At 65.4% G+C, this 20,563-nt stretch carries 22 protein-coding genes; 13 read left to right on the forward strand and 9 right to left on the reverse strand.

What is annotated here, in order from left to right:
* Positions 1-175: 175 nt before the first annotated feature.
* Complete coding sequence (locus tag VX037_RS09265) at positions 176-1,201, reverse strand: AraC family transcriptional regulator (RefSeq protein ID WP_328714002.1); 1,026 nt, start codon at positions 1,199-1,201, stop codon at positions 176-178.
* A gap of 308 nt (positions 1,202-1,509) precedes the next feature.
* Entirely contained in the window at positions 1,510-1,998 is a 489-nt protein-coding gene (locus tag VX037_RS09270) for a TY-Chap domain-containing protein (protein WP_235721567.1), read from the reverse strand.
* Positions 1,999-2,167: 169 nt separating this feature from the next.
* On the opposite strand from VX037_RS09270, the gene VX037_RS09275 reads away from it, so the two are divergent.
* On the forward strand, positions 2,168-3,130 hold the full coding sequence (locus tag VX037_RS09275; RefSeq protein WP_266063243.1) for a DUF808 domain-containing protein: 963 nt from the start codon (positions 2,168-2,170) through the stop codon (positions 3,128-3,130).
* A gap of 31 nt (positions 3,131-3,161) precedes the next feature.
* Here VX037_RS09275 and VX037_RS09280 read toward each other — a convergent pair whose 3' ends face one another.
* The gene (locus tag VX037_RS09280; RefSeq protein WP_266063228.1) at positions 3,162-4,379 is read right to left on the reverse strand and encodes a Fic family protein; all 1,218 of its coding nucleotides are present in this window, start codon (positions 4,377-4,379) and stop codon (positions 3,162-3,164) included.
* Between the two features lie 142 nt (positions 4,380-4,521).
* Here VX037_RS09280 and VX037_RS09285 point away from each other — a divergent pair, with 142 nt between their 5' ends.
* The 5 genes from VX037_RS09285 to VX037_RS09305 all read left to right on the forward strand — a co-directional run bounded on the left by VX037_RS09285 (position 4,522) and on the right by VX037_RS09305 (position 7,777).
* Positions 4,522-4,995, forward strand: a complete 474-nt coding sequence (locus VX037_RS09285; RefSeq protein WP_328714005.1) for a nucleotidyltransferase domain-containing protein — start codon at positions 4,522-4,524, stop codon at positions 4,993-4,995.
* Positions 4,995-5,306, forward strand: a complete 312-nt coding sequence (locus tag VX037_RS09290) for a HepT-like ribonuclease domain-containing protein (protein ID WP_328714007.1) — start codon at positions 4,995-4,997, stop codon at positions 5,304-5,306. Before VX037_RS09285 ends, VX037_RS09290 begins: the two co-directional genes overlap by 1 nt.
* Before the next feature lie 181 nt (positions 5,307-5,487).
* Positions 5,488-6,354 (forward strand): hypothetical protein, encoded by an 867-nt coding sequence (locus VX037_RS09295; RefSeq protein WP_328714008.1) that lies wholly within the window; start codon positions 5,488-5,490, stop codon positions 6,352-6,354.
* Positions 6,355-6,393: 39 nt separating this feature from the next.
* Entirely contained in the window at positions 6,394-7,053 is a 660-nt protein-coding gene (locus VX037_RS09300; RefSeq protein ID WP_328714010.1) for a hypothetical protein, read from the forward strand.
* A 106-nt stretch (positions 7,054-7,159) separates the two neighbouring features.
* Positions 7,160-7,777, forward strand: a complete 618-nt coding sequence (locus VX037_RS09305) for a maleylpyruvate isomerase family mycothiol-dependent enzyme (RefSeq protein WP_328714012.1) — start codon at positions 7,160-7,162, stop codon at positions 7,775-7,777.
* A gap of 57 nt (positions 7,778-7,834) precedes the next feature.
* Here VX037_RS09305 and VX037_RS09310 read toward each other — a convergent pair whose 3' ends face one another.
* A complete protein-coding gene (locus tag VX037_RS09310) occupies positions 7,835-8,551 on the reverse strand; it encodes a TetR/AcrR family transcriptional regulator (protein WP_328714013.1) in 717 nt (238 codons plus the stop codon).
* Between the two features lie 231 nt (positions 8,552-8,782).
* Between VX037_RS09310 and VX037_RS09315 the strand changes: the two genes are divergently transcribed.
* From VX037_RS09315 to VX037_RS09325, 3 genes are all read left to right on the forward strand, one after another.
* On the forward strand, positions 8,783-10,342 hold the full coding sequence (locus VX037_RS09315; protein WP_328714014.1) for a hypothetical protein: 1,560 nt from the start codon (positions 8,783-8,785) through the stop codon (positions 10,340-10,342).
* 25 nt (positions 10,343-10,367) lie between these two features.
* Positions 10,368-11,372: a poly(ethylene terephthalate) hydrolase family protein gene (locus VX037_RS09320; RefSeq protein ID WP_328714016.1), complete on the forward strand. Its 1,005-nt coding sequence runs from the start codon at positions 10,368-10,370 to the stop codon at positions 11,370-11,372.
* A 134-nt stretch (positions 11,373-11,506) separates the two neighbouring features.
* Positions 11,507-12,766, forward strand: a complete 1,260-nt coding sequence (locus VX037_RS09325; RefSeq protein ID WP_328714017.1) for a TY-Chap domain-containing protein — start codon at positions 11,507-11,509, stop codon at positions 12,764-12,766.
* Between the two features lie 425 nt (positions 12,767-13,191).
* Here the strand turns inward: VX037_RS09325 and VX037_RS09330 are convergent, their stop codons facing one another.
* Positions 13,192-13,527 carry a WXG100 family type VII secretion target gene (locus VX037_RS09330; RefSeq protein ID WP_328714019.1) on the reverse strand — a complete coding sequence of 112 codons (336 nt, stop codon included), beginning with the start codon at positions 13,525-13,527 and terminating at the stop codon, positions 13,192-13,194.
* Positions 13,528-13,741: 214 nt separating this feature from the next.
* On the opposite strand from VX037_RS09330, the gene VX037_RS09335 reads away from it, so the two are divergent.
* The 4 genes from VX037_RS09335 to VX037_RS09350 all read left to right on the forward strand — a co-directional run bounded on the left by VX037_RS09335 (position 13,742) and on the right by VX037_RS09350 (position 16,904).
* Positions 13,742-14,653 carry a hypothetical protein gene (locus tag VX037_RS09335; protein ID WP_328714021.1) on the forward strand — a complete coding sequence of 304 codons (912 nt, stop codon included), beginning with the start codon at positions 13,742-13,744 and terminating at the stop codon, positions 14,651-14,653.
* Entirely contained in the window at positions 14,644-15,423 is a 780-nt protein-coding gene (locus tag VX037_RS09340) for a hypothetical protein (RefSeq protein ID WP_328714022.1), read from the forward strand. The genes VX037_RS09335 and VX037_RS09340 overlap by 10 nt, the downstream gene beginning before the upstream one ends.
* Positions 15,410-15,943, forward strand: a complete 534-nt coding sequence (locus VX037_RS09345; protein ID WP_328714024.1) for a hypothetical protein — start codon at positions 15,410-15,412, stop codon at positions 15,941-15,943. Before VX037_RS09340 ends, VX037_RS09345 begins: the two co-directional genes overlap by 14 nt.
* A 229-nt stretch (positions 15,944-16,172) precedes the next feature.
* Positions 16,173-16,904, forward strand: coding sequence for a hypothetical protein (locus VX037_RS09350; RefSeq protein ID WP_328714026.1), 732 nt, complete (start codon positions 16,173-16,175; stop codon positions 16,902-16,904).
* Between the two features lie 112 nt (positions 16,905-17,016).
* Here VX037_RS09350 and VX037_RS09355 read toward each other — a convergent pair whose 3' ends face one another.
* The 4 genes from VX037_RS09355 to VX037_RS09370 all read right to left on the reverse strand — a co-directional run bounded on the left by VX037_RS09355 (position 17,017) and on the right by VX037_RS09370 (position 19,922).
* Positions 17,017-17,982, reverse strand: a complete 966-nt coding sequence (locus VX037_RS09355) for a hypothetical protein (protein WP_328714028.1) — start codon at positions 17,980-17,982, stop codon at positions 17,017-17,019.
* A gap of 16 nt (positions 17,983-17,998) precedes the next feature.
* Positions 17,999-18,655: a hypothetical protein gene (locus tag VX037_RS09360; RefSeq protein ID WP_328714029.1), complete on the reverse strand. Its 657-nt coding sequence runs from the start codon at positions 18,653-18,655 to the stop codon at positions 17,999-18,001.
* An 89-nt stretch (positions 18,656-18,744) separates the two neighbouring features.
* Positions 18,745-19,140, reverse strand: a complete 396-nt coding sequence (locus VX037_RS09365; RefSeq protein ID WP_328714030.1) for a hypothetical protein — start codon at positions 19,138-19,140, stop codon at positions 18,745-18,747.
* A 119-nt stretch (positions 19,141-19,259) separates the two neighbouring features.
* On the reverse strand, positions 19,260-19,922 hold the full coding sequence (locus VX037_RS09370) for an Ltp family lipoprotein (RefSeq protein ID WP_328714031.1): 663 nt from the start codon (positions 19,920-19,922) through the stop codon (positions 19,260-19,262).
* Positions 19,923-20,563 lie beyond the last annotated feature (641 nt).

Consider the following 20,563-nt stretch of genomic DNA (forward strand, 5'->3'; position numbering starts at 1 on the left):
CGTGGCACTCCGACGCGGCACAGGCGGTGGGTTTCGCGAAGGGCGCGGTCCGGCAGCGCATCCTGTGGACCCCCTTTCACTCGACACACAGGTGTGATCTGCATCATTGTCCGGATTGCCCGGCACTGTATTGACAGCACAGGACAGAAACTTGACTTCACAGGACACTCAGCGGTCAGACCGGTTCATCGAGCGGTCGGCTCGTGCGCCACTGCCTGCGTAGCCGGGCGGGCGACGACCCGAACCACCGCTGACAGGATCGACTGAACACACTTTGCTCGGCATACCCCAGTTCGTGCGCCAAGTGCGACAGCGTGACGTCGGTGTCACGCAGATAGTGCTGCGCCATCTCGCGGCGCACGTCGTCGACGACGGCGAGGAAGCTGGTCCCCTCGCCGGCGAGGAGTCGCTGCAGCGCCTTGGGGTGCAACCCGAACTGATCGGCCACCACCGGCAGCGTCGCCGACATCGTCGGCAACAGTTGCCGCACCAACTCCCGGACCGACGTGGTGACGCCTGGAGCGGTGCGGTCGATGACGGTGTCGAGGTAGCCGAGCATTGCGCGGTGGGTGTGTTCGTCGTCGACGAGAGGGTGGTCGAGGTCGGCGGTCAGGATGGTGAACCCGGCACGCGGCTCCCCGAAGCGCGGGGTGCACGAGAAGTAGTGCAGATAGTCGTCACGGGAGGTCAGCGCCTCGTGCGGCAGATGTACCGACAGCGGGGCGTAGCCGGCGTCGAGCAGGAACCGCAGCACCTGCAGGGTGGCGCCGAGGCTCAGCTCGGTGGTCTGCGGATGTGCCGGGGGATGCGGCATCAGCAACCGCAGCTCGATGAACGCGAGTCGGTCGTCGGGCAGCGGGTGTGTGCGGGCGGTCAACCCCGAACTGTAGGCGCCCAGATACTTCTCGAAGATCGTGAACGCCGCGGCCACCGAACCGGCGGTACGTGCCGCGACACCCACCGGCCCGAGGATCTCGATGCCGTGCCGCTGCGCCAACAACCGACCGAAGTCGGCGCGGTCGGTGGCCTCGGCGGCCGACTCCAGTACCCGGATCAACGACGCATAGGTGAGGAACGCATCGAAGCGTCCGGCGTCGTCGGGCGCGATCCCGGCGCGGCGCAGCAGCGGGTCGGGGTCGGCACCCAGCTGCGCCACGAGCTCGGCGAAGCCGAGCAGCGACGTCCCCCGGATCACGGCCATGGGCTCTACTGTCAATTTCCGGTCTTCTGGTGTCAAGAACGCGCATTGAAGGGCCGCCAATGGGCGCAGTTCGCGGCAGTGTCCAACCGTCGAGTGGGTGCCGTTTTCCGTCGATTGGGCGCTCATCTCCGTCGAGTGGGCGCCGTTTCTGGTCGAGTGGGTAGTGCGACGTGTCCACGCTGTGGGCGCCGGTACCCAGTCAACGAAAAATCGCGCTCACTCGACGGAAAACGACGCCCAGTCAACGGATCGAGTGCCTCACGTGATCGAGCGCCCAGTCGGCGGAGACGGGTGGCCCGCGTCGCGCCTCACCCGGTGAGCGAGAACGGGTGCACAGTGCTGAACGGGTCGGTGAGCGACAGGAACGACGGATGGGTGACGCCCCACTGACCTCGCAGCAGCGTAATGGTCTGGACCGAAGCTCGGAAGAGTTGCTTGCGACCGAACTCCCGGATGTACTCCTCTTTGCGCGGCAGATAGCGCCAGTCCAACGCCTCGAACGTTCGTTGCGTCTGCACCCACTCGGGCTGGCGTGGCCCGACCAGCGCGCTGCGGGGCACGGTCGCGCGGACGCGGCTCGCGCGGTTGGCCCGAAACGTGATGAGCAGTTGCTCGCGGGTACCGACGGGATGGGTCAGTTCGATGAAATCGAACGACCCGAACCGCAGATCACCCAGACGCACGGCCAGGTCGTGGGTGAACTCCCGCCACGACTCGGCGACCTGCTCGTCGTAGCCCTCGAACTCGTCATCGAACTCGTCGTCGTGATCGTGGTCGTCGTAGGCCTCGGTGGTCATGGTCCTCCTTGCTCGATGGGTGGACCGGCGGCTGCCGATGACGACGACGATACGAACGGGGTACGACAGTTTCGCGACCCTCGCGATGCGCTCGCCCCTGCGTCCGCCGCACGTCAGATCAGCGGGGCATACTGATCGATGACTCGTGCGTCTGACCCGGGAGGTTCTGGTGGCCGGTGGCCTCGTTGCGCTGTTGGACGACATCGCGACCTTGACCCGAGCGGCCGCGGCGTCGCTCGACGACATCGGTGCGGCGGCCGGCAAGGCCAGCATCAAAGCGGCGGGCGTCGTCGTCGACGACACGGCCGTGACGCCGCGCTACGTCCACGGCTTCACCCCCGACCGCGAGCTGCCGATCGTCCGCAAGATCGCCGTCGGGTCCATCCGCAACAAGCTGCTGATCATCCTGCCGGTGGCGATGATCCTCAGCCAGTTCCTGCCGCAAGCGCTGCCGTATCTGCTGATCGCCGGCGGACTGTTCTTGAGCTATGAGGGTGCCGAAAAGGTGTACGAAGCCCTCGGCGGCGGCCACGGACACCACGACGCCGACGAGGTGCCGGCCGTGGCAAAGGGCCCCGAGTTCGAGAAGTCCATGGTCAGCGGTGCCATCCGCACCGACCTCATCCTGTCGGCGGAGATCATGGTGATCTCGCTGTCGTCGGTCGAATCCGAACCGTTCCTCACCCGCTTGCTGGTGCTGATCGTGGTGGCCTTCCTCATCACCGCGCTGGTCTACGGCGTCGTCGCGGTGATCGTCAAGATGGACGACGTGGGACTGTCACTGGCGCAACGCAAGTCGACAGCAAGCCAACGCATCGGCCGCGGCCTGGTCAAGGCGATGCCGAAGATCATGTCGACCCTGACCGTGGTGGGCATCGCCGCGATGCTGTGGGTCGGTGGGCACATCCTGATCGTCAACGTCGGCGAAGCCGGATTCCATTGGCCCGCTGACCGTCTGCACGACATCGAGCACTGGTTCCACGAGTTGTCCCACTCGTTGGGCGGTGTTCTGTCGTGGACGGCGGGGACCGTGGTCTCCGCGCTCGTGGGGTTGGTGATCGGCGCGATCATCGTGGCGATCATGCACGTCATCCCGAAGCGGGGCGGCAAGCACGCCGACGCATCCCACTGAGGTGAACGTTCCGGTTTCCGGCACGTTCACCTCACTGCCGGCTCCGCCTCGCCGCCCTCCCCGCGAACTCATCGAGCGCGTCGGTGACTTCCGCTGCCTGCCACATCCTGTTGCGAGTGAATCCGGTGAACTCGCGCAGGATTCCCGCCTCGACTAGGGGGTCGATGGCCCTGCCGGCGTTGTCGGGGGAGATGCCCAACGCGGCCGCGGTGGCTCGTCGATCCACCACCGGCTGCTGGAGTAGGAGATCCATCAGCTTCTGGGCGCCCGATCCCCGACGAGCACGAAGGCGTTCGCCCCACAACTCGCGAATGCGACGCAGATCAGAGACCAGTCGGCTGCCGTTGTCTACGGCGGAAAGCGCTGCATACGAGAACGTTTCGACGATCGCCGACAGATCGCCAGACCGATAGGCATCCAACGCGGCAAAGTAGCTGCGCGTGTCGGCGAGCAGCCCCGCCGACACCGGCACGGTGACGTTCTGCGTCAGCGGGCTTGCGCGCAGCATTGCCTGCACGAGCGCGCGGCCGGTCCGCCCGTTGCCGTCGGGAAATGGATGGATGGTCTCGAACTGGGCGTGCGCAACCGCGACGTGGACCAGCGGCGAAACATCGGCGCGGTGCGAGAATGCAATGAGGTCGTCCATGAGACCAGGCACATGCGCGGGGGTGGGCGCGACAAAGTCGGCGCTATGGGGGCCGATGCTGGTCCCGCCGATCCATACCTGATCCTCGCGCCACCGCCCAGCCATCTGGGGACTCGTGTCCTCCATCAAAGCGCGGTGCATAGCCAGAATCGCGTTGGTGTCCAGTCGGTCGGCCAGCTCGATGGCCGCAGTCATTGCCGCAACATTGCCGGCGATCTCGGTGGCGTTGCGTTTCTCTCGGCTGCCCAACTCGGCGAGCGCGATCTGCTTGGCGCCCGACGACAGATTCTCGATCTGCGACGACGACGCAGCTTCGGAGCGGAGAAGGATGGCGGAAAAGGGTGCGAGCTCGTTGCCGAGTTCGGCATCGAAACGGGTGATCACCGAACTGGCCTCGGCGACCAGGGCGGACGTCTCGGGAGAAACATGCGGGGTCAGGTCGGCGACGTGCGGGACCAGAGCTGCACGGTACGGACCGCGGTACCGCTCGCGCTGCGCCCGGGTCAGCAAGTCAGCAGGAATGGTCGGGGACCACTCGACAACCTCACTGGACACCGCGGGCCAGGGGTTCTGGCTGCGGTTGTCGGCAGAAAGTGAGGGCATGAGGCGACCATACCTTCAGTTAGACGATAAGTGAGGGTATGTCTGCGTCATGCCGTCACTTGTTGCCGGCCGCCTGAGGTACGCGATATCGGCATCGCTGACGTGGCCCAATGTCCGCGCCCACCGCTGATAAGATTGGCTTATGGATCTCGCTGGCGAATATCGCAGCGCCCGGCGTGACGAGGAAGTTGCGCGACTGCGGCGCATCCTTGCGTTACGGGCGCTGGCGGCGACCGGGAAGTCTCAGCGAGAGATCGCCGAGGCTCTCGACATCACTCAGCCGGCAGTCAGCCAGCAACTCAAGTTCGCGCCCGACCTCAACGGGGTGCACCCTGAGATGCTGCTCGAAGCCGCCGCGCCCGTCCTCAAAGTGCTTGCCGCGCAACGCGGGTACACGCGCGTGGCCGCATTCGGTTCGGTCGCTCGCCAGGAGGCAGATCCCGACTCGGATATCGACCTGATCGTGGAGGCCCCCGACTCTGCGTCGTCGTTCGACTTCGTCGGCTTTAAACGACTCCTCGAGGAGGTCCTCGGTCGCGAGATCGATCTCGTCGAGTACGGCGGCCTGAAAGCCGGCCTCGACGACGATATTCGCGATGAGGCAATTCTGCTCTGATGAATCGGAAGGCGGCCAAGGAACTACTGCATATCCGCGCTTGGTTGGAGCGCGTTCAGGAGATCAAAGAGCGCGGCAAGGGCGACTACATGGGCGACGAACTGCTGCAGGAAGCGGGCGATTCGTTGATGATGAAACTCGGCGAGGCCGCGAACCGACTCTCCAGACTTGGCGTCCTCGCACCTGAAGGTGTGGAGTGGACCTTGGCAGTCGCCAATCGGAACTTTCTGATTCACCAATATGACGAGATCAATCGGGAACTCACATGGCTGACCATCTCCCGCGATCTGCCGCCTGGCAAGAGTCGTTGAGCGCGCTCATCATGGACGCGCTGGGCGTGGTCGACGGCGATACGACCAGCACAGACGCGTCCTCTTCAGACGGCGAAGTCAAGTGAGGATTGTCCGCCTCCTTCGGTCCGGCCGACCTCATCCACCGAGGTCAGCGCCCCGAACTCACCGGCGACCCCGCTGATCGTGCTGTACTGGAGAGGTGATCAGGCTCCTCGTGATTGTCGTCGTGGTGGCGGCGATCGCGGTTGCCCTGGTGGTCGTCGGGTCCTGGCTGGTCGACGGTGTCCGGTCGTTGGGCACAGGAATCGCTGACCGGGTCCGACGGATCGGATCGTCCACCCAGAAGTCGCTGCCCGCCGACTCCGACCCGCAGCTCGACACCCCAAACGAGCCGCTGGCGGAACTTGCCGAGGACCTCCGCGCCGCCAGCGCCCGCCGCTGGGCGCGGTGCCGCGCCATCCAAGAGCAGGCCGAACCGGCCGAGTCCGAGCAGTACCGGCAACTCGCGGCGCACCGGTGGGACCCCGACCTCGTCAACGTCGACCGTCTCCGCAACGAATCGATCGGACAGATAGCCGCGACCGCCGGCCTGGTCGCCGACCGCGTGAGCGACTATCCCGCCTGGAAGCTCGACTTCTTCGACCGGCACGGCGTCCGCGTCGACCTCGCCGCCGAGGTCACCGCGTTGGCGACGTCGGCCGCCAACGTCCGCGACCAGATCTCACTCCTGGGCGATCCGCCCACCAACCTGGCCGCCGACCACGACGTCGTCACCACCTACGCCGCCAAGGCGCAACTGTTGTCGCGGCGTCTCGACGGACTCGTCGAACGGCTCGGCGCGCTGGGCGAGTACCAGCAGATCGTGGCCGCCATCCAGCAGCGCCAGGACAAGCGGGACTGGCTGGATCGGGTCAGCGCCATCGACGACTTCGAGAACGAGGTCGACGCCCAATGGGACGCCACCGAGGCCGGCCGGATGCGCAACACCGCCGACGAATCGGAGATGTTGGCGTCGATCTATCTGGATGCGCTTGCGCCGCTGGCGAAGACGCTCGGACAAGAGTGACGGCCCGATCCATCTCGCGCCACCGCATAGGATGGCCGAATGGATGGTCGGCCGGTCGATGAGGAACGCGAGGAGTGGGTTGGTGCTGAGCCGATGTTCCGTTTGTTCGTGTTCTCCTACGAAGCCGGCAGCTACCACGTGGAGGCGTTCGATCATTGGTGCCGTGACGTCACCCGATTGATCTCAGACGCTGGCTACTACTACACCGACAGTGGCAAGCTGTGGTCGCTGGCATTGATCCACGAGGGATCACGAGGTGCCGACCTGACGTGGCTCTCCGGCTACGACTACCGGATCGCGCCAAGAACTTTCGCCGAGAGGCAATCTCGCCGCGATATGCAGACGCGGTATTTGGCGGCCAGGTCGCAAGACTCGAAACCGGTCGTCTTGCCAGACGGGCTGCGGGTCATCCGCATGTTTCCTGAATGGGGAGGAGCGGGTCCACTCTGGGAGTCGTTCACCGACAACTATCCAGCCGATCCTCGTCGCCTCGGCCTGAGTCGCGGCTTGGCTGCCGAACTGGAGGCTTGGAACGAGCATTGGGGTTCTCGGCACCACGACGAACCGCTTGCCGATCCTGACAGGTGGCTCGCCGAGGGCGTGAAACTGCACGCCGACGTTCAACGTGCGATGGCTGACCGTGCGGAGGTGGCGGCGGAGTTCCTACCGCACGAACGGCAATCTCCCGAGACGCTATGACGCACACGCCACGGAGCACAGGCGAGGTGTCGTGACCACGCGTCAGGATTTGCTCACCGTGTGACCATTGGAGTCACCGACATCGACACGAAAGCGACGGTGCCCCGTGAACGACGACGAGATCTTCACCGCCATCGCTGATGAGCGCCGCCGCCTGGCCGATCTGGCCAGCACCTTCACCGACGACCAGTGGGCCACGCCGTCGTTGTGTGGCGGCTGGACCTGTCGCGACGTGGTGGCCCATCTGGTGGTTCCGCTGGTGGTGTCGATCCCCGCGTTCGGGCTGGCGATGCTGCGCGCCCGTGGCAACTTCGATCGCGCCAACATCGCCATGACCGCAAAGGTTGCGGGGAGATACCCCGATCTGCCGAAGACGCTGCGCGACAAGGCCGACAAACGCTTCACCCCGCCCGGGCAGGGGCCGCGCGCACCATTGACCGACACCCTCGTGCATGGCCTCGACATCCGCCGACCGCTCGGCATCGCCGCTGACTTCGAGCCCGACCGTGTCCGGGAGGTACTCGACTTCCTGGTCGACAACGCGGGCAAGAACATCTTCGGCACCACGCCGACCACGGTGCGCTGGGTGGCCACCGACCTCGACTGGACCGGCGGCGACGGCCCCGTCGTCGAAGGGCCGGCCGAGTCGCTGATGCTGGTGCTCAGCGGTCGGTCGGCGGGGATCGCAGATCTGAGCGGGGATGGAGTGGCCCACCTCGAGTAACAGCCAACCGACAAGAACCCGACCGGGGATGCCGACGCGGCCCCAGCCCAGCAAACGTCACGTCGCCGCCGGGTCGAGCAGCCGGAGCAGCCATCGGGAAAGCTCGGGGATCGAGGCGAGCAAATCGACCGGGTCGGAGGTCTCGAGCGCATCCGACGTGATCTGGCGAACCGCGTAGACGACACCGAGATACGCCGATGGGGGAAGTACGTCGCCCTCGTGCCGAGTGTCGGCGATGTGGCGGTGATGGTCGGCCACGGTGTCGGCGAACAGCTGCAACGAGTGCCGCCGACGCCGCCGGGCGGGCGCACCCATCGCGTCGATCTCGACCTGAAAAGCGCGGCCCACCACCGGATCGCGCTGCATCGGTTCCAGATAGCCGCGTAGACATGCGTCCACGAAGTCGGCGAGACTCTGCTCGGGATTCAGCCGTGCCGCGATGCCGGTGAGCAACACTTCGATGAATCTGTCGTAGGCGGCCAGCGCGCACGCCTGCTTGTCGGCGAACACCCGGTAGAACGCGGCCCGCGACACCTGCGCCCGCTCGACGATGTCGGCGACGCTGACCGCGGCATAGCCCCGCGCCGCGACGAGTTCGGTGAGCGCGATGAGGAGCCGCTCCTGCTGTGCGGCGTCGATCTGAACGCGAGGGATGCTATGCCGACCCCGGGGGAGCGGCGCCGGGGGAGTGAAGAACACCCCCGGCACGATGGCGACGACGATGCCGCGGGAATCGGCAGGCGCACCTCCCGGCTCGCCGCCACTGGTCGCCATGATCGGGGTCTTCCTCCAGCGGTACGGGACGTCGATGACCACGTGAAGCTATCACGACGACGATCTGGCCGCCTGACCTGCGCAGACAGTCACCGAAGCGGCGTCGGGACAGGTCTGTCCGCCGCCACCGATAAAAGTACGCCCTTGTTTTTCTTTCCTGAACGGGACTACATTCATGCCACCGCCGTGAGCCACATCACGTTCACGGGCCGTCGTCGTCAGGGAGATGGAATGGTTGGGGAACCCGATTCGTCTGGGCTGCGAGGTCACGCGCTGAGTCGTCGCCGGTTGTTGCAGGCGGCTGGAGTCGGCGTCGCCGGCGCGATGCTCGCCGCACGGCCGGGCGCCGCAGACGCCGCACCGGGTGGATTTCCCCGCGGTCTGAGCACCGACGAGATCTGGGATCGAAATCTGGAACTCGCCGATCATGGACCTCGGCTCACCGGCAATCCCGCCCATCGCCGATTCATCGACTCGCTGGAAGCAGACCTCGACCGCATCGGTCTCGACGTGCACCGCGACCGGCTGACCTTCGACCGATGGGACCCGCTGCGCTGGGAACTCGCGATCGACGGCACACCGGTGCCGGTCGCCTTCTACTTCCCGTACTCGGGGGTCACCGGGCCGGACGGCGTCACTGCGCCGCTGCAGTACCTGGGTGTGCTCGGCCAGATCGGTGCGTGGGAGCCGGCCCGAGGCAAGATCGCCGTGGTCGAGGTGCCGGTGTTACCGCTGCCGATCACCGTGGGCTACCGGCCTTCCGGGCAGTACCCGGTCGACGCGGCGCCGCCGGATCCGATCGCGTACCTGCCGAGCGTGTCGGATGCGGTCGGCGCCCCGACGCTGGAAGATGCTGTGCGAGCGGGTGTGCGCGGCGTGATCTGCATTCGCACCGGCGTCAGCGAGGCGTTGGCCGACGACCAGTATGCGCCGTTCACCACCGGCTACCAGGGATGCCCGGCCCTGTGGGTGGGTCCCCAAGAAGCGGAACGGGTCAGAGCGTCGGCACGCCGCGGCGCATCGGCCCGACTGGTGATGCACGCGCGTCGCGCGCTCGGCGCGGCCACCGAGACCCTGTTCGCCGTCCTGCCCGGCACCGACCCGAGCGAGACCGTCATCGTCAACACCCACACCGACGGACCCAACGTCGCCGAGGAGAACGGCGGCATCGGACTGATCTCCCTGGCCCGACAGTTCGCTCAGATACCGGCCCACCGACGCCGACGAACCTTGGTGTTCGTCTTCGTCACCGGGCACTTCCAGTTGCCGCAATTCGAAACCGAGGTCGGTAACGGGATCGGCACGATGCAGGCGTCGAGTCGATGGATGCGCATGCACCCCGAATGGTGGGACGGCAAGGGTGCACATCGGAAAGCTGTTGCGGCACTGACCCTGGAACATCTGGGGTGTCGCGAATGGCTCGACGACCCGCAGCACCGTCACTACGGGCCGACCGGGCGGCCCGAGGTCGGCTGGTGCTACACCACCACACCCGCGATGCGGTCGATCTACCTGGCCAGCGTCCGCGGGACCGCGAACGAGCGGACCGTCACGTGTGATCCGCTGCCCGCCTTGTACTTCGGTGAAGGCGCACCCTTCTACAAGAGCGGTATCGCCACGATGTCGCTGATCCCGTCGCAGACGTATCTGACTGCCGCGCCCGCCAACGGGGCGATCGACAAGCTCGACAAGCATCTGATGGCCGGGCAGATCGAGACGTTCTCGACAGCGATTCGCACAGTGGAACGAAGGTCGAGCGGTCAGATCGGCGCACCCGTCCTGCCTCTGTGATCCTCACGCGAAGGAAATCATTGCCATGTCTGCTCTCGCCATCCGGCTCTGCGTTGCCGTGGTCTCACTCGTGGTCGCTGTCACGGCTTTCGCCCACCCCGTCGCGTCGGCCGCACCCTCCACGGCGGACACCGCGACGCAGCGCTCGCTGACCGGCCCCTACGGCACCGCGCAGACTCTCGACGCAGGTGCCTGCACGTCGTTGTATGGAGCGATCTCGAACGGCTTGGTGCACGCGTTCGGGAACAATCATTCGGATCTGAAGTGCTCACAGACATTCCCGAACGGATTGGCCAGCCCGATCGGTGTCGCGTTGTACTACCCGACCAACACCCCACCCGATCGTCGGCTGCCGGTGGTGCTGTGGACCGGGGGCATCCTGTCGGAACCCGGCAACTACGACCTCACCGCGAAGATGTTGGCCAGCAACGGATATGTGGTCGCGATCCCCTACGACTTCGTGAACTCCTTCGCCTACCTGCCTGCGATTGCGGCATCCGCGGTGGCCAGGGCCGACGACGATCGTCGGTCGGCGCTGCACGACCGGGTCGACCTGGGGCGGATCGCCGTTGCCGGTCACTCGGCCGGCGGTGCCGCCACCCAGCAGGCCGCCAGCCTGCCGGCGGACGTCTGGCGCTTGGTCGACCCGCGCATTTCCGTGCGCAGTGCCGCGGCCGTCGAGCCGGGACCGGTGGCGATTGGTGCGACGCTGACTGTCCCGACCCTGTATCTGACCGGCTACAACGACGTGGTGGTGCCGCACTACCTGTGGGCGCGCTGGACGCAATACGAACTCGCCGGTCGCGTCCCGGCATACCTGCTGTGCGCCAACGGCGTCGGACACTTCACGCCCGTCGACGACCCCGCGCACAACCCGTTCGCGCCGATCCTGCTCAACTGGTTCGACCACACCCTCAAGCAGGACCCGGATGCCGGAGCCGAATTCGTCGGGCCGGGCTGGGGGCTGCGTGATGATCCGGCGTTGGCGTATGCGCTGCGGAACCGGGTGGCGGCAGGGTTGCCGGGCTGACCGGAGGCGTTTGTCGCGCAGACTCTCACCGCCGAGCGCGACGCTTGAGGTGTTGCGTGGTCTGAACCTCCCCCTGTGGACAACCGATCCGCAGCCTCCGTCACTTGTCAGAGCTGCTTCCTACCGTGCAGGGCATGCGGTCATCGCCGATGGCCGACGGCATAGGGGGATGCATGTCCGACGATCAGGCTGCGGCTTTCGACGACGACGCAGGTGTGGCATGGCGACAGTTCTGCGCACGGCTCACCGCGAGCGTGGGGAGGCTGCAACGCGACGAGTTCGTCGAACTCAGCCGGGCAGAAAGCACCGGACGACCCCTGCTCATCTTCTCCATGACCGGAGCGGGGAGGATGCGATGCACGGTCGGCGACATGGCGCTCACCAACTTCTGGCCATCGCATCAAGCGCCGGAGGCCCGAGCGCAGCGAACGGCTCTCGCCAGGCTCGAATGGCGAAAGCTGCGATCGGGCAGGACTATTCGTGAGTCGGGCAAACGGACGGTCGACAGGCTGGTGCGCGATGCGGAGACGGCGTTGCGTGAGGTCTGGCAGATCGAGCATCCGTCGGTGCTGAACGTGCACGACCCGTTCAGTCCGGCGGCCAAGAGATTCCGCGCGGAGAACCGCCCCAAGGAACGAGTGCTGACCCTCAGCGGCAAGGCATCGCCGGGGGTGATCCCCGACGATGCGCAGCATCTGCTGACCATGGCCGCGCAGACGTTGACCGCCACCTGGGGGCACCACTGTCCGGTCGACGATGGCGCTATCCGCTTCACCGACGTCGACGGCATCTACACCAAACTACTGGTGTCTCCGCACGCCATGCGGTTGGAGTTCTGCACGGTCGTCGGCCACTGCATGCCCGACATGGAGCTCCTCGGCGCCGTCGTCGCCGAGCACTCATCGCGGTGGCCCGATATCGCCATCGTGGTGGCCAAAGATCACGTGTTCGCGGTCCGGGCGCTGGAATGCACCACCTTCTATCCCGCCAACCTGCTGGCCGCGATGGACGGCTGGCGCGAGTTCTGTACGTCCGGCGCCATCGACATCGTCGAACAACTCCACCCCGAGATGGCCGGTGAGTACGGCCCGCCGGACGACCAGATGCCCGCGGGGTTGGTCGCCCTGATCACACGCTGGGTCGCCGACCCGTGCGGCGTCACCCCATCCCGAATCGCCTGTGACACCAAGGCAAACACGCCGATGCTGCGCCGGTATGCGCGTATCTGCGGCGAATGGCTCGAGGAGTTGCCCGACGGAGAGCCGGCCGCCGGCTGCGATGAACCGCTGCCGCCGGAACCCCGTGATGTGCGGAGATTCGTGCCGGTGCTGCTCGAGGCGATCGGGGTGGCGGCGGAGCTTAACGTGGCGTCGGAGATGAGGCGGGGGAGGTGAGGTGGCCGGTGCGACCGTCAGTGTCTCCGCCGCCGGAAGGTCGCGATCGTGAAGGACGATGCGATCCAGGTCAGTGGAATCCACACGTAGCAGGACAATGCATACCAGACACTGACGACAGCGAAACTGGAAACGATGCTCGGGTCCCCGGGAGGCCTGTGGGTCAGCACCCCGATCCCCCAGACCACGAATATGAAGGCGCCATAGCTGATCGGAACGGAGATGAGAAGAAGTCGCAGAGAGTACGGCCGCAGGCGCTGCAGACTCGCCGTGCGGCTCTCGCGGTCGGACACGCTATGGAACATGCCTGACCGTATCCCGGTGGCCAGTGAGCGGGCAGATCGGTCTTCGATCACCCGACCCGTCAGGCGGCACCCACGCACTCGGAGCGCCGGTGCGGCCGACGGCCGCGTGGTGAGGGTCGCTCAGAGGTCAAGCAACGGTGTGTCGCCGTCGGGCCGCGTGACGTGCTGCAGTGTCCTGGCCGACGTCTGCTCACTCTGGGAGTACCGAATGGCGGCCGACGACATGTGCGCGGAATGTCCGTTGAGCCCGGCTGCGATCGCGGTGCCGGCCGCACGCATCGACTGCAACCGTTGGTTCATCGCATCGGCGGAACTGCCGACCCAGCCGGAGGCCACCGACTCCTCGATGGCCTGGTGGTCGTCGGTGAACGCGCGTTCGGTGTCGAGATGCCAGTTGGCGATCTGATGTCCGGTGTGATGCAGCTCAGTTACGTCAACTTCGACGTGATCCCCCATGCGAAACCCCCTGTTGACCCCGTGGTGCGCAGCAACGCTACTTCCTCTGGCGCGGCACGTGTCGCTCAGCGTATGCCACATGAACGACCTGAGGCGTACTCCAGCAGGCAGCCATGGCAGCATATCTGCGAGGAAAAAGGCCTGTTCGGGGGGTTAAATGGGCAAACTGTGCATAGCGGACATCGACCGGTGGGACACCGGAGCGATCGCGACCGTGTTCGGCATCTCGACGAACATCGCCGACCACTCGTTGACCACATCCGGACACCTGGGCAACCTGAGCGTCTTCGAAACCTGGAACAGCGATGCCTCTGACGCCGCGCGCGAATCGGTAGGAAAGACGCGCAAAGACCTGGACCGGCACAGTGACATCGCCAAGAAGGTTGGGGACGCAGCGCGGAAGGCCGAGCAAGAAGTGCAAGAGGTCAAAAATGCACTCAGGAAGCTTCGCGCCGACATCGCTGCAGCCGGGTTTGTCCTCGATCCGCACACCGACGTCATCTCTGACCCGCACCCGGAACGCACCGAGTGCATGACCGATGAAGCGGCACAGGAGTATGTGGCGACCCTCGAGAGACTGAACTTCGAGCTTGCCTCGGTGTTGACCGCCGCCGCCTGCGCCGATCATGACCTCGCCACCGCGATCAAAAACGCCGACGGCGAGTGGAACATCGTGCAGTGGAAACCAAGTGCGGCGGACGTCCTCATGGGCAGCGCCGGCTCCATCTCGGGCACCAAGAGCGACATCATTCAGGAGATTTGGCGCGCATCGATGGGTGAGCATCCAACCGGTGTCAACGCAAAGATCGCGCCGTGGTTGGAAGAAGTCGGCCAGCTCAAGGTATCTCGGGTGGGTGGAGCCGTCGGAGTGCTTACAGCGATTCCGGCGGTGTTCGCGGATCGCGCGGAAGGCAACTCGTGGGGTGAGGCGATCACACGCGAGGGTGCGGCGACGGCCACCGGGCTGGTCGCAGGGGCTTACGCGGGTGCGCAGGCTGGTGCCGTTATGGGGACCTTCGTCCCGATACCAGGCGTAGGCACAGTCGCTGGGCTGGTCGTGGGTGCCGGCGCCGGTCTCCTCGTCTCGTACGCCACTTCCAAGGGGGTTGACTGTTTGTGGCGCTAGATACCGGAAGGCGCAAGTTGATCTTCCAGTGGACCAGGGCGACGTCCTACAGCTATCAACCATCGTGGCGATCGGCACTCGGATTGTTCATTCTCGCGGCAGTGGGCTGCGCCGTATCTGCCGCGCTGAGCCTGCCGATGGTCGCGTTTGCGTTCACCGCGTTGGTTCTTCTACCAATCGCGTTGGTGGTTCCGCTCCGGACAAAACTCGTCGTCCGGGAAAGCGGGGTCGAAGTGCACCGTCAGCCCTTCTATTCGAACCCAGTGCTCATCATCGCGTTGATGTCGGGAATCATGTCGGCCACGATGATCTTTGCGATCGCATTGGGATACTGGCAGGCGTGGCGGTTGGTGATTCCCGCATTCGGCGGTTTAGTGCTGGTGCCGCTGCTGGGTGTGGTCAGCTTCAAGGATCGTGGCCCACTGCTCCTTAGCGCCGGCGAGGTCGTTTTTGGGAATGGCGCTCGCTTTGCGTTGGACTCGGATGCAATTCATTTCGTTGTTTTGAGTAATGGTGTGCCGGCAATCGAGTTCACCCACACCGGAGGCGGGTCGACGCGGCCTCGGCGGTTGCTTCATCGTCCGTACAACATCGATTTCAACACCCTGCTGTCGACCCTCGAGCAATTGCAGACATGGCATCGCGGGGGACGGCCAACGAGTCCGGCCGAGATCAAAGCCATGCTCATGGTCCCTCCTCCGGCGGGTATCGAGGTCGGTGAATCGGTCCAGGTCGAAGCGGTGGTCGAGGATGACCGTGAGTCCCGTTGACGGGATGGACAACACCACCGGCGCGAGTCTCGTGCCTCTTCCAGACCCGTTGGAGTTCGGCTATCACCCGGTGGGCCTGCCACATGCCTGGCGGCGTATCAAAGCCGACATGGCCGGTGGCCAGCCAGCTGCGATGTGGATGGACTCCACTGCGGTAGGGCAGTCCGCGACGACTGGGGAGATCAGCGACGAGAACTTCGTGTCGTCGGCGATCGTGATGGGCTGGATCGTCGACGACATGTCCACGTCCATTGCTCGTCTGGCCGCCGGTGCTGCCGATGTAACCCGAGCGACTCCGGGGTGGACGCCTCGCGGTCAGCACAGCGGCAGCCTGCCATACGACGGCTTTGGTGTGCATCTACTCGGTACCGTCGCGTCACCTTTCGGGCCACTCGTGTCGAACGCGCACACCATCGCGTGTCCGGTTAGCGGGGGAAAGGCCGTGGTGGTCCAACTGGCGGTCACCGCGGTTCAGGACTGGGCCGAGAGCGCCGATCAGGTCATTCTCGATGGGCGGTGACCCTCTGGGCGTCGGGCTACAGGGCAGGGCCAAACACACTTTAGAAGCTACTGACCGCAGCTCCCACGATCCGAACCGGTCGTCTCGGGAGTGGCGCCGGGGCTCCGGGAAGCTCCTCAAGCTTCGCGCGTTCGTTTTCCAACGCGCCGAACTGGGCACCTGTCGACCACGACGAGGCTGCATGGCTTGCTCAACGCGGTGTGCCGGTTCCGGACCCAGGGAGCAGGCAATGACATCGAAGGAGCAAGCTCGCCACAAACACGTGACTCTGGCCATGTGTATTGCTGCGGTCCTGGTTCTTGTGGCCGCGTGTAGTTCCGGGGATACGACGGTCGATCCCTCCGGCACGGGTGCGTCCACTGCGGCTACCGACCAGCGGTTGCTCCAGAGTTCCGATCTGCCCGATGGATATGACATCTACCCAGGAAATTCGTCTCAGGAACTGAGTGACACCCAGATGCAGATGGTCAACAGCCGTGAATATGATCCGGCCGAGTGCGCAGACCTCTACCGACAACAGGCCGATGCAACTGCCGCTTCACAGCGCGTCAGGATCTATGCGGAGAAGCGTGCACCATCGGCACCCTCATTCGGCGACTTCATCATTCGTGGTGGTCAGTCGTTAATGGATGTCGATGAATTGTTTTCGCGCTGTGGAGACCACACCGCAACGGTGCCCGGCGAGGGGCGCATCACGATGGTTTCGGAGACCGTGGAACCGCCCACGGATTTCCCGGCTTCTGCAACATTCGCGGTCAACAGCACAGTGGAGACGGTGCCTACCGATCCTGAGCAGGTGGCGACCAAGCAGCAGAGCCTGATCGGTTACGCGGAGTTGCCAGGTTCGGACTCCGTCGTGCAGTTCTACTCGGAGGTCTACGGCTACGGCAATGCGATCGATGCTGAGCAGTTTTGGATCCTCTTTCGAGAGGCGTATCTGCGGGCGGCCGTGCAGGACTGACGGTGTACATGTCGCCCTCGGTGTCCCGGGCACGACGGACACTTCGGCATCTGGGGTGGCGCATCGTCGTCGCTCTGGCGGGATCGAAGGTGAATGAGCACACCGCGACCGCTCACCCCAGATCCACCGCACTCACCCGAACCGCCGTGTCGTTGAGGAAGCCCACCTGCGCCGACAGGTTCGCCTGCACCTCCTGCAAGTACTGCCATTGCGGGTCGGGCGCCGACGGGATCGGCATGCCGTAGCCGTCGGCCATCAACCGGTGGTGCCGGGCGTGATCGCGCAACACCTTCGCGTACTGATCGAAGTCGACGGCCAGCTCGGCGAGCTGGGCGACGTTGCCCAGCAATTCACGCCAGTTCTGCTCCACCCGGCGCACGCGCTGATCGATCGCCGCCTGCAGCGCGCGCCCAACATCAGAGGTCGATTCGGGTTTCTCCAGCGAGGACCGAATCCACCAGATGCGGTGACACTGATGGCTGATCGTGTAGAGCGACGAATTGATCTGCTCGAGCAGGGTGCCGGTGTAGATGAGGTCGCTGCGCACCACGGGTGAGGCCTGGATGGTCTCCACGAGAAGCACCGCGACGCCAAGCAGTTCGGCTTCGGGGCGTAGGAGTGTCGACTCGCCGGCGAGTGAACCGTAGGCGGGTATGCGCTCGGCGCCGTAGGGCCACGGATTCATAGGTGCTGCAGCGGGTCGCTTTTCATTGTTCGCGCGGCGTTGCAGCCAGTAGATGACACCGCCGAGCAAAACCAGCAGCGCCAGGCCCGCCAACGGTTGGCCACCGGCGATGCCAGTCATGAACGCCCAGGCGAGGAACGCGACCACCACCGTGACGATCGGGTGGCGGCGGCACCACTGCCACGGACCAGGAGACTGCGCTACCCGGTTCGGTTGCGGCGTGCGGTTGGACCACGTGAAACGTAGGAACGCGTCACGCGCATTCTCCGGCGCGCAATGACTCAGCAGTGAGCGCAGCGCCGCCGGATCGGGTGCGGGCCGCAACGCGTTGCGGGCACCGGCCGACGACATCGCGACCAGATGGTCGGCCATGCCGACAGGGTTGGTGGGCATCGTGCTGGGTCCTCGGTCAGCCGCCGACGACGTGCGGTGTGGGCGGCGGGAAACTCGGGTTGTCGGGCAGCGGCTGCTCGCCATGCTTGTCGCCGACCTGCTTGACCGTGTCGAGATCGGCGAACTTCGACGATCCGTGCCGCGCGAGCGAGTCGTCATACCACTCGTACCACTCGAACCACGGGTACCCGTGCCGCCGGTAGTCGGTGATCGTCGGTGGCGCATGGTGTGGGGGAGACCCGGTGAGCGTTTGCCACTGCATGCTGTTGATGATGCGCAGGGTGGCGTGAGCGTGCGCGCCGATCGCCCAATTTTCCTTCGGCTCGATGGGTACGGCGACCGACTGGGTGATCGACCCGCCGGCGCCCATCCCCATCGCCGAGCCAGGTGCTGCGATCGCGCCATCGGGTGCTGCCATCGGGGCCATGGTCTCGCCGCAGTCGGCCACCGTCCGCTGTCGAGCTTGCCGGGCGGCTCGACGGCGATCCCACGTTTCGCCTTTCAGAGGTGTCACCTGGATCCGCAGTGCCGCGTCGTCGACGCCGGTCAGTTGCTCGGTGGTGTCGTCGTCGGGAACCCGCAGCGTGCGGTGCACGGTGATGAACAGGCGTGCATCCGGATGGACTTCGGGGAACGCGAATTCCAGACGGCTCTCGGTGATGGTGACGGGCATCGCGGGCCTCCTCGGTGGTGGCGGTGTGCGGACAGGCTAGGACGGGGGTGCGACAGAACCGCGGTCGCGTGGGGCCGGCGCGAGGCGCCTCAGCCCGACCGCACCCGCCGATCACTCAAGATGGTCGCCACACGCTTACCGAGCAGCTTCTCCACGGGGTAGCGGTCGATCTGCTCGAGCGTGAGTTCCGCTGTCGGGCTCATCAGGCGTTTCAGATCGTCGGCCGACACATTCGGCACCTCCACGGCGACCTGCCGTGCCTCGACGATGTCGATGTTCTCGTGTGTCCACACGAAATCGGATGCGCGATGGTGATCTTCGGTCACGAACCAGTTCGCCAGAAAGGTCGAACGATTCGGGATGAGCGTCCACACCTTGCGTCGATCGACCAACGCCCGAGCCTCCGGTCTGGTCGCCGCGAGCCAGTCCACGGTGGTGCCCCCAACTCGGGTGAGGCGCCAGAACTCCCAGCCGTCCTTGGCCATGCGGGTCCTCCTTTGTTGTGGTCCGCACCGAATATCCGGGCGAGTCGTGGGTGTCCGGGTAGCCGGGAAGTCGTTGCTAAGGGGGGTATTCGGTAGCAACGACGACCCGACGTCGCCGGTCACACACCCAGCTGGTCGGCGGCGTACGTCGCCTGCTCGAGCGTGAACTGGTCGCCGGCATCAGAGGTCAACTGCTGGATCAGGCCGGAACGCGACATCCCCATCATGTCCAGGTATGTCTGACCCGCCTGCACGGCTTCCTCATTCCAGTCCACATCACCCTGCTGCTCGATGTGGTTGACCGCGACGGTGGCGTCCTGCACCGAGAACCCATCTCCGGCATCGGAACTGAGTTGGCGGATCAGACCCTGCTTGGACATGCCCATCATGTCCAGATACGTCTCGCCGGCGCGCACGGCGTTGCGCTGACTGCTGGTCAGACTCGGAGTCGCCGGAGCCGGCTCGGGGGCCGGGGCGGGTGCTTCGGTGGTCGTGGTGTCGACCACCTGCGTGGCCGTGGCCGGTGCCTGCGCGACATTGGCCTGCTCGGCGGCCGCCTGCTCGACCGTCGCGGGCGCGGACACACTGCCCGGCGAGGCGTTCACCTCCTTGGTCTCGGTGTCCGAGGCGCCGCCCATCGCCGCGCCGATGCCGCCGAGGATGACGAAGGCGGCGACACCGCCGACGGCGATCTTCCTGCGCCGACTCCACCCCTTCTTGCCCTCAGGAGGCGTCGGCTGGCCCCACTGCGCGGTGGGCATGTCGTTGTTGTGCTGAGTCATCGTGAACCTTTCGTATCTTGTGGTGCGCTGATCGGCTATCGGGGGATGCGTCAGCGGGTGGTCGTGGCGACCGGTCGTCGGCAATCTGAATCCCGCTGTGCACGAAAGCAAAATCGCTCACGCTCCGCCGACTCACCCGCCGATGCGAGCGTCGTAAGACTGTGGTCCGGGGCGTGTATTCCGATCTCTGACGAACTGACTCAGAGAGTAGAACCGAGGTCTGACAACTTTTCGCCGTCAGTTTATTCGCACTCTCCGCGAGGGGCCACGATGAGCACCGAGATGGCCGCGGTCTGCTACGGATCTATTCCGGGCACACGATTCGCGTCTTCGATAAGTCAGGAGTTCGACGCGTAGGAGTGCACGCCGACACTGAGCGCCGACCTCTCGGATCGCGGCACATGTCCGTCGTGCGGATCTGAAATCCATCGTGCCAAGTCGGGGCTCGCGAAGCCATCCTTGGCAGGCTGCGGATCCATAAGTTGGGTGGTCCCGCGACTGGCATCGCGGGTGGTCCCATGGGCGTGGCAAAGGATCAGGAAAGGTGGTCCCTTCCCTGTGGCAATCGGCAGCGTGCAGTCCCCACGCCTCAGCGGCCAGGTTGTGTCGACCTCGTCGAGAACGGCGGCCTGAAGTCCGGG

The sequence above is a fragment of the Gordonia sp. Z-3 genome (assembly GCF_036233855.1).
Classification (GTDB): domain Bacteria; phylum Actinomycetota; class Actinomycetes; order Mycobacteriales; family Mycobacteriaceae; genus Gordonia; species Gordonia tangerina.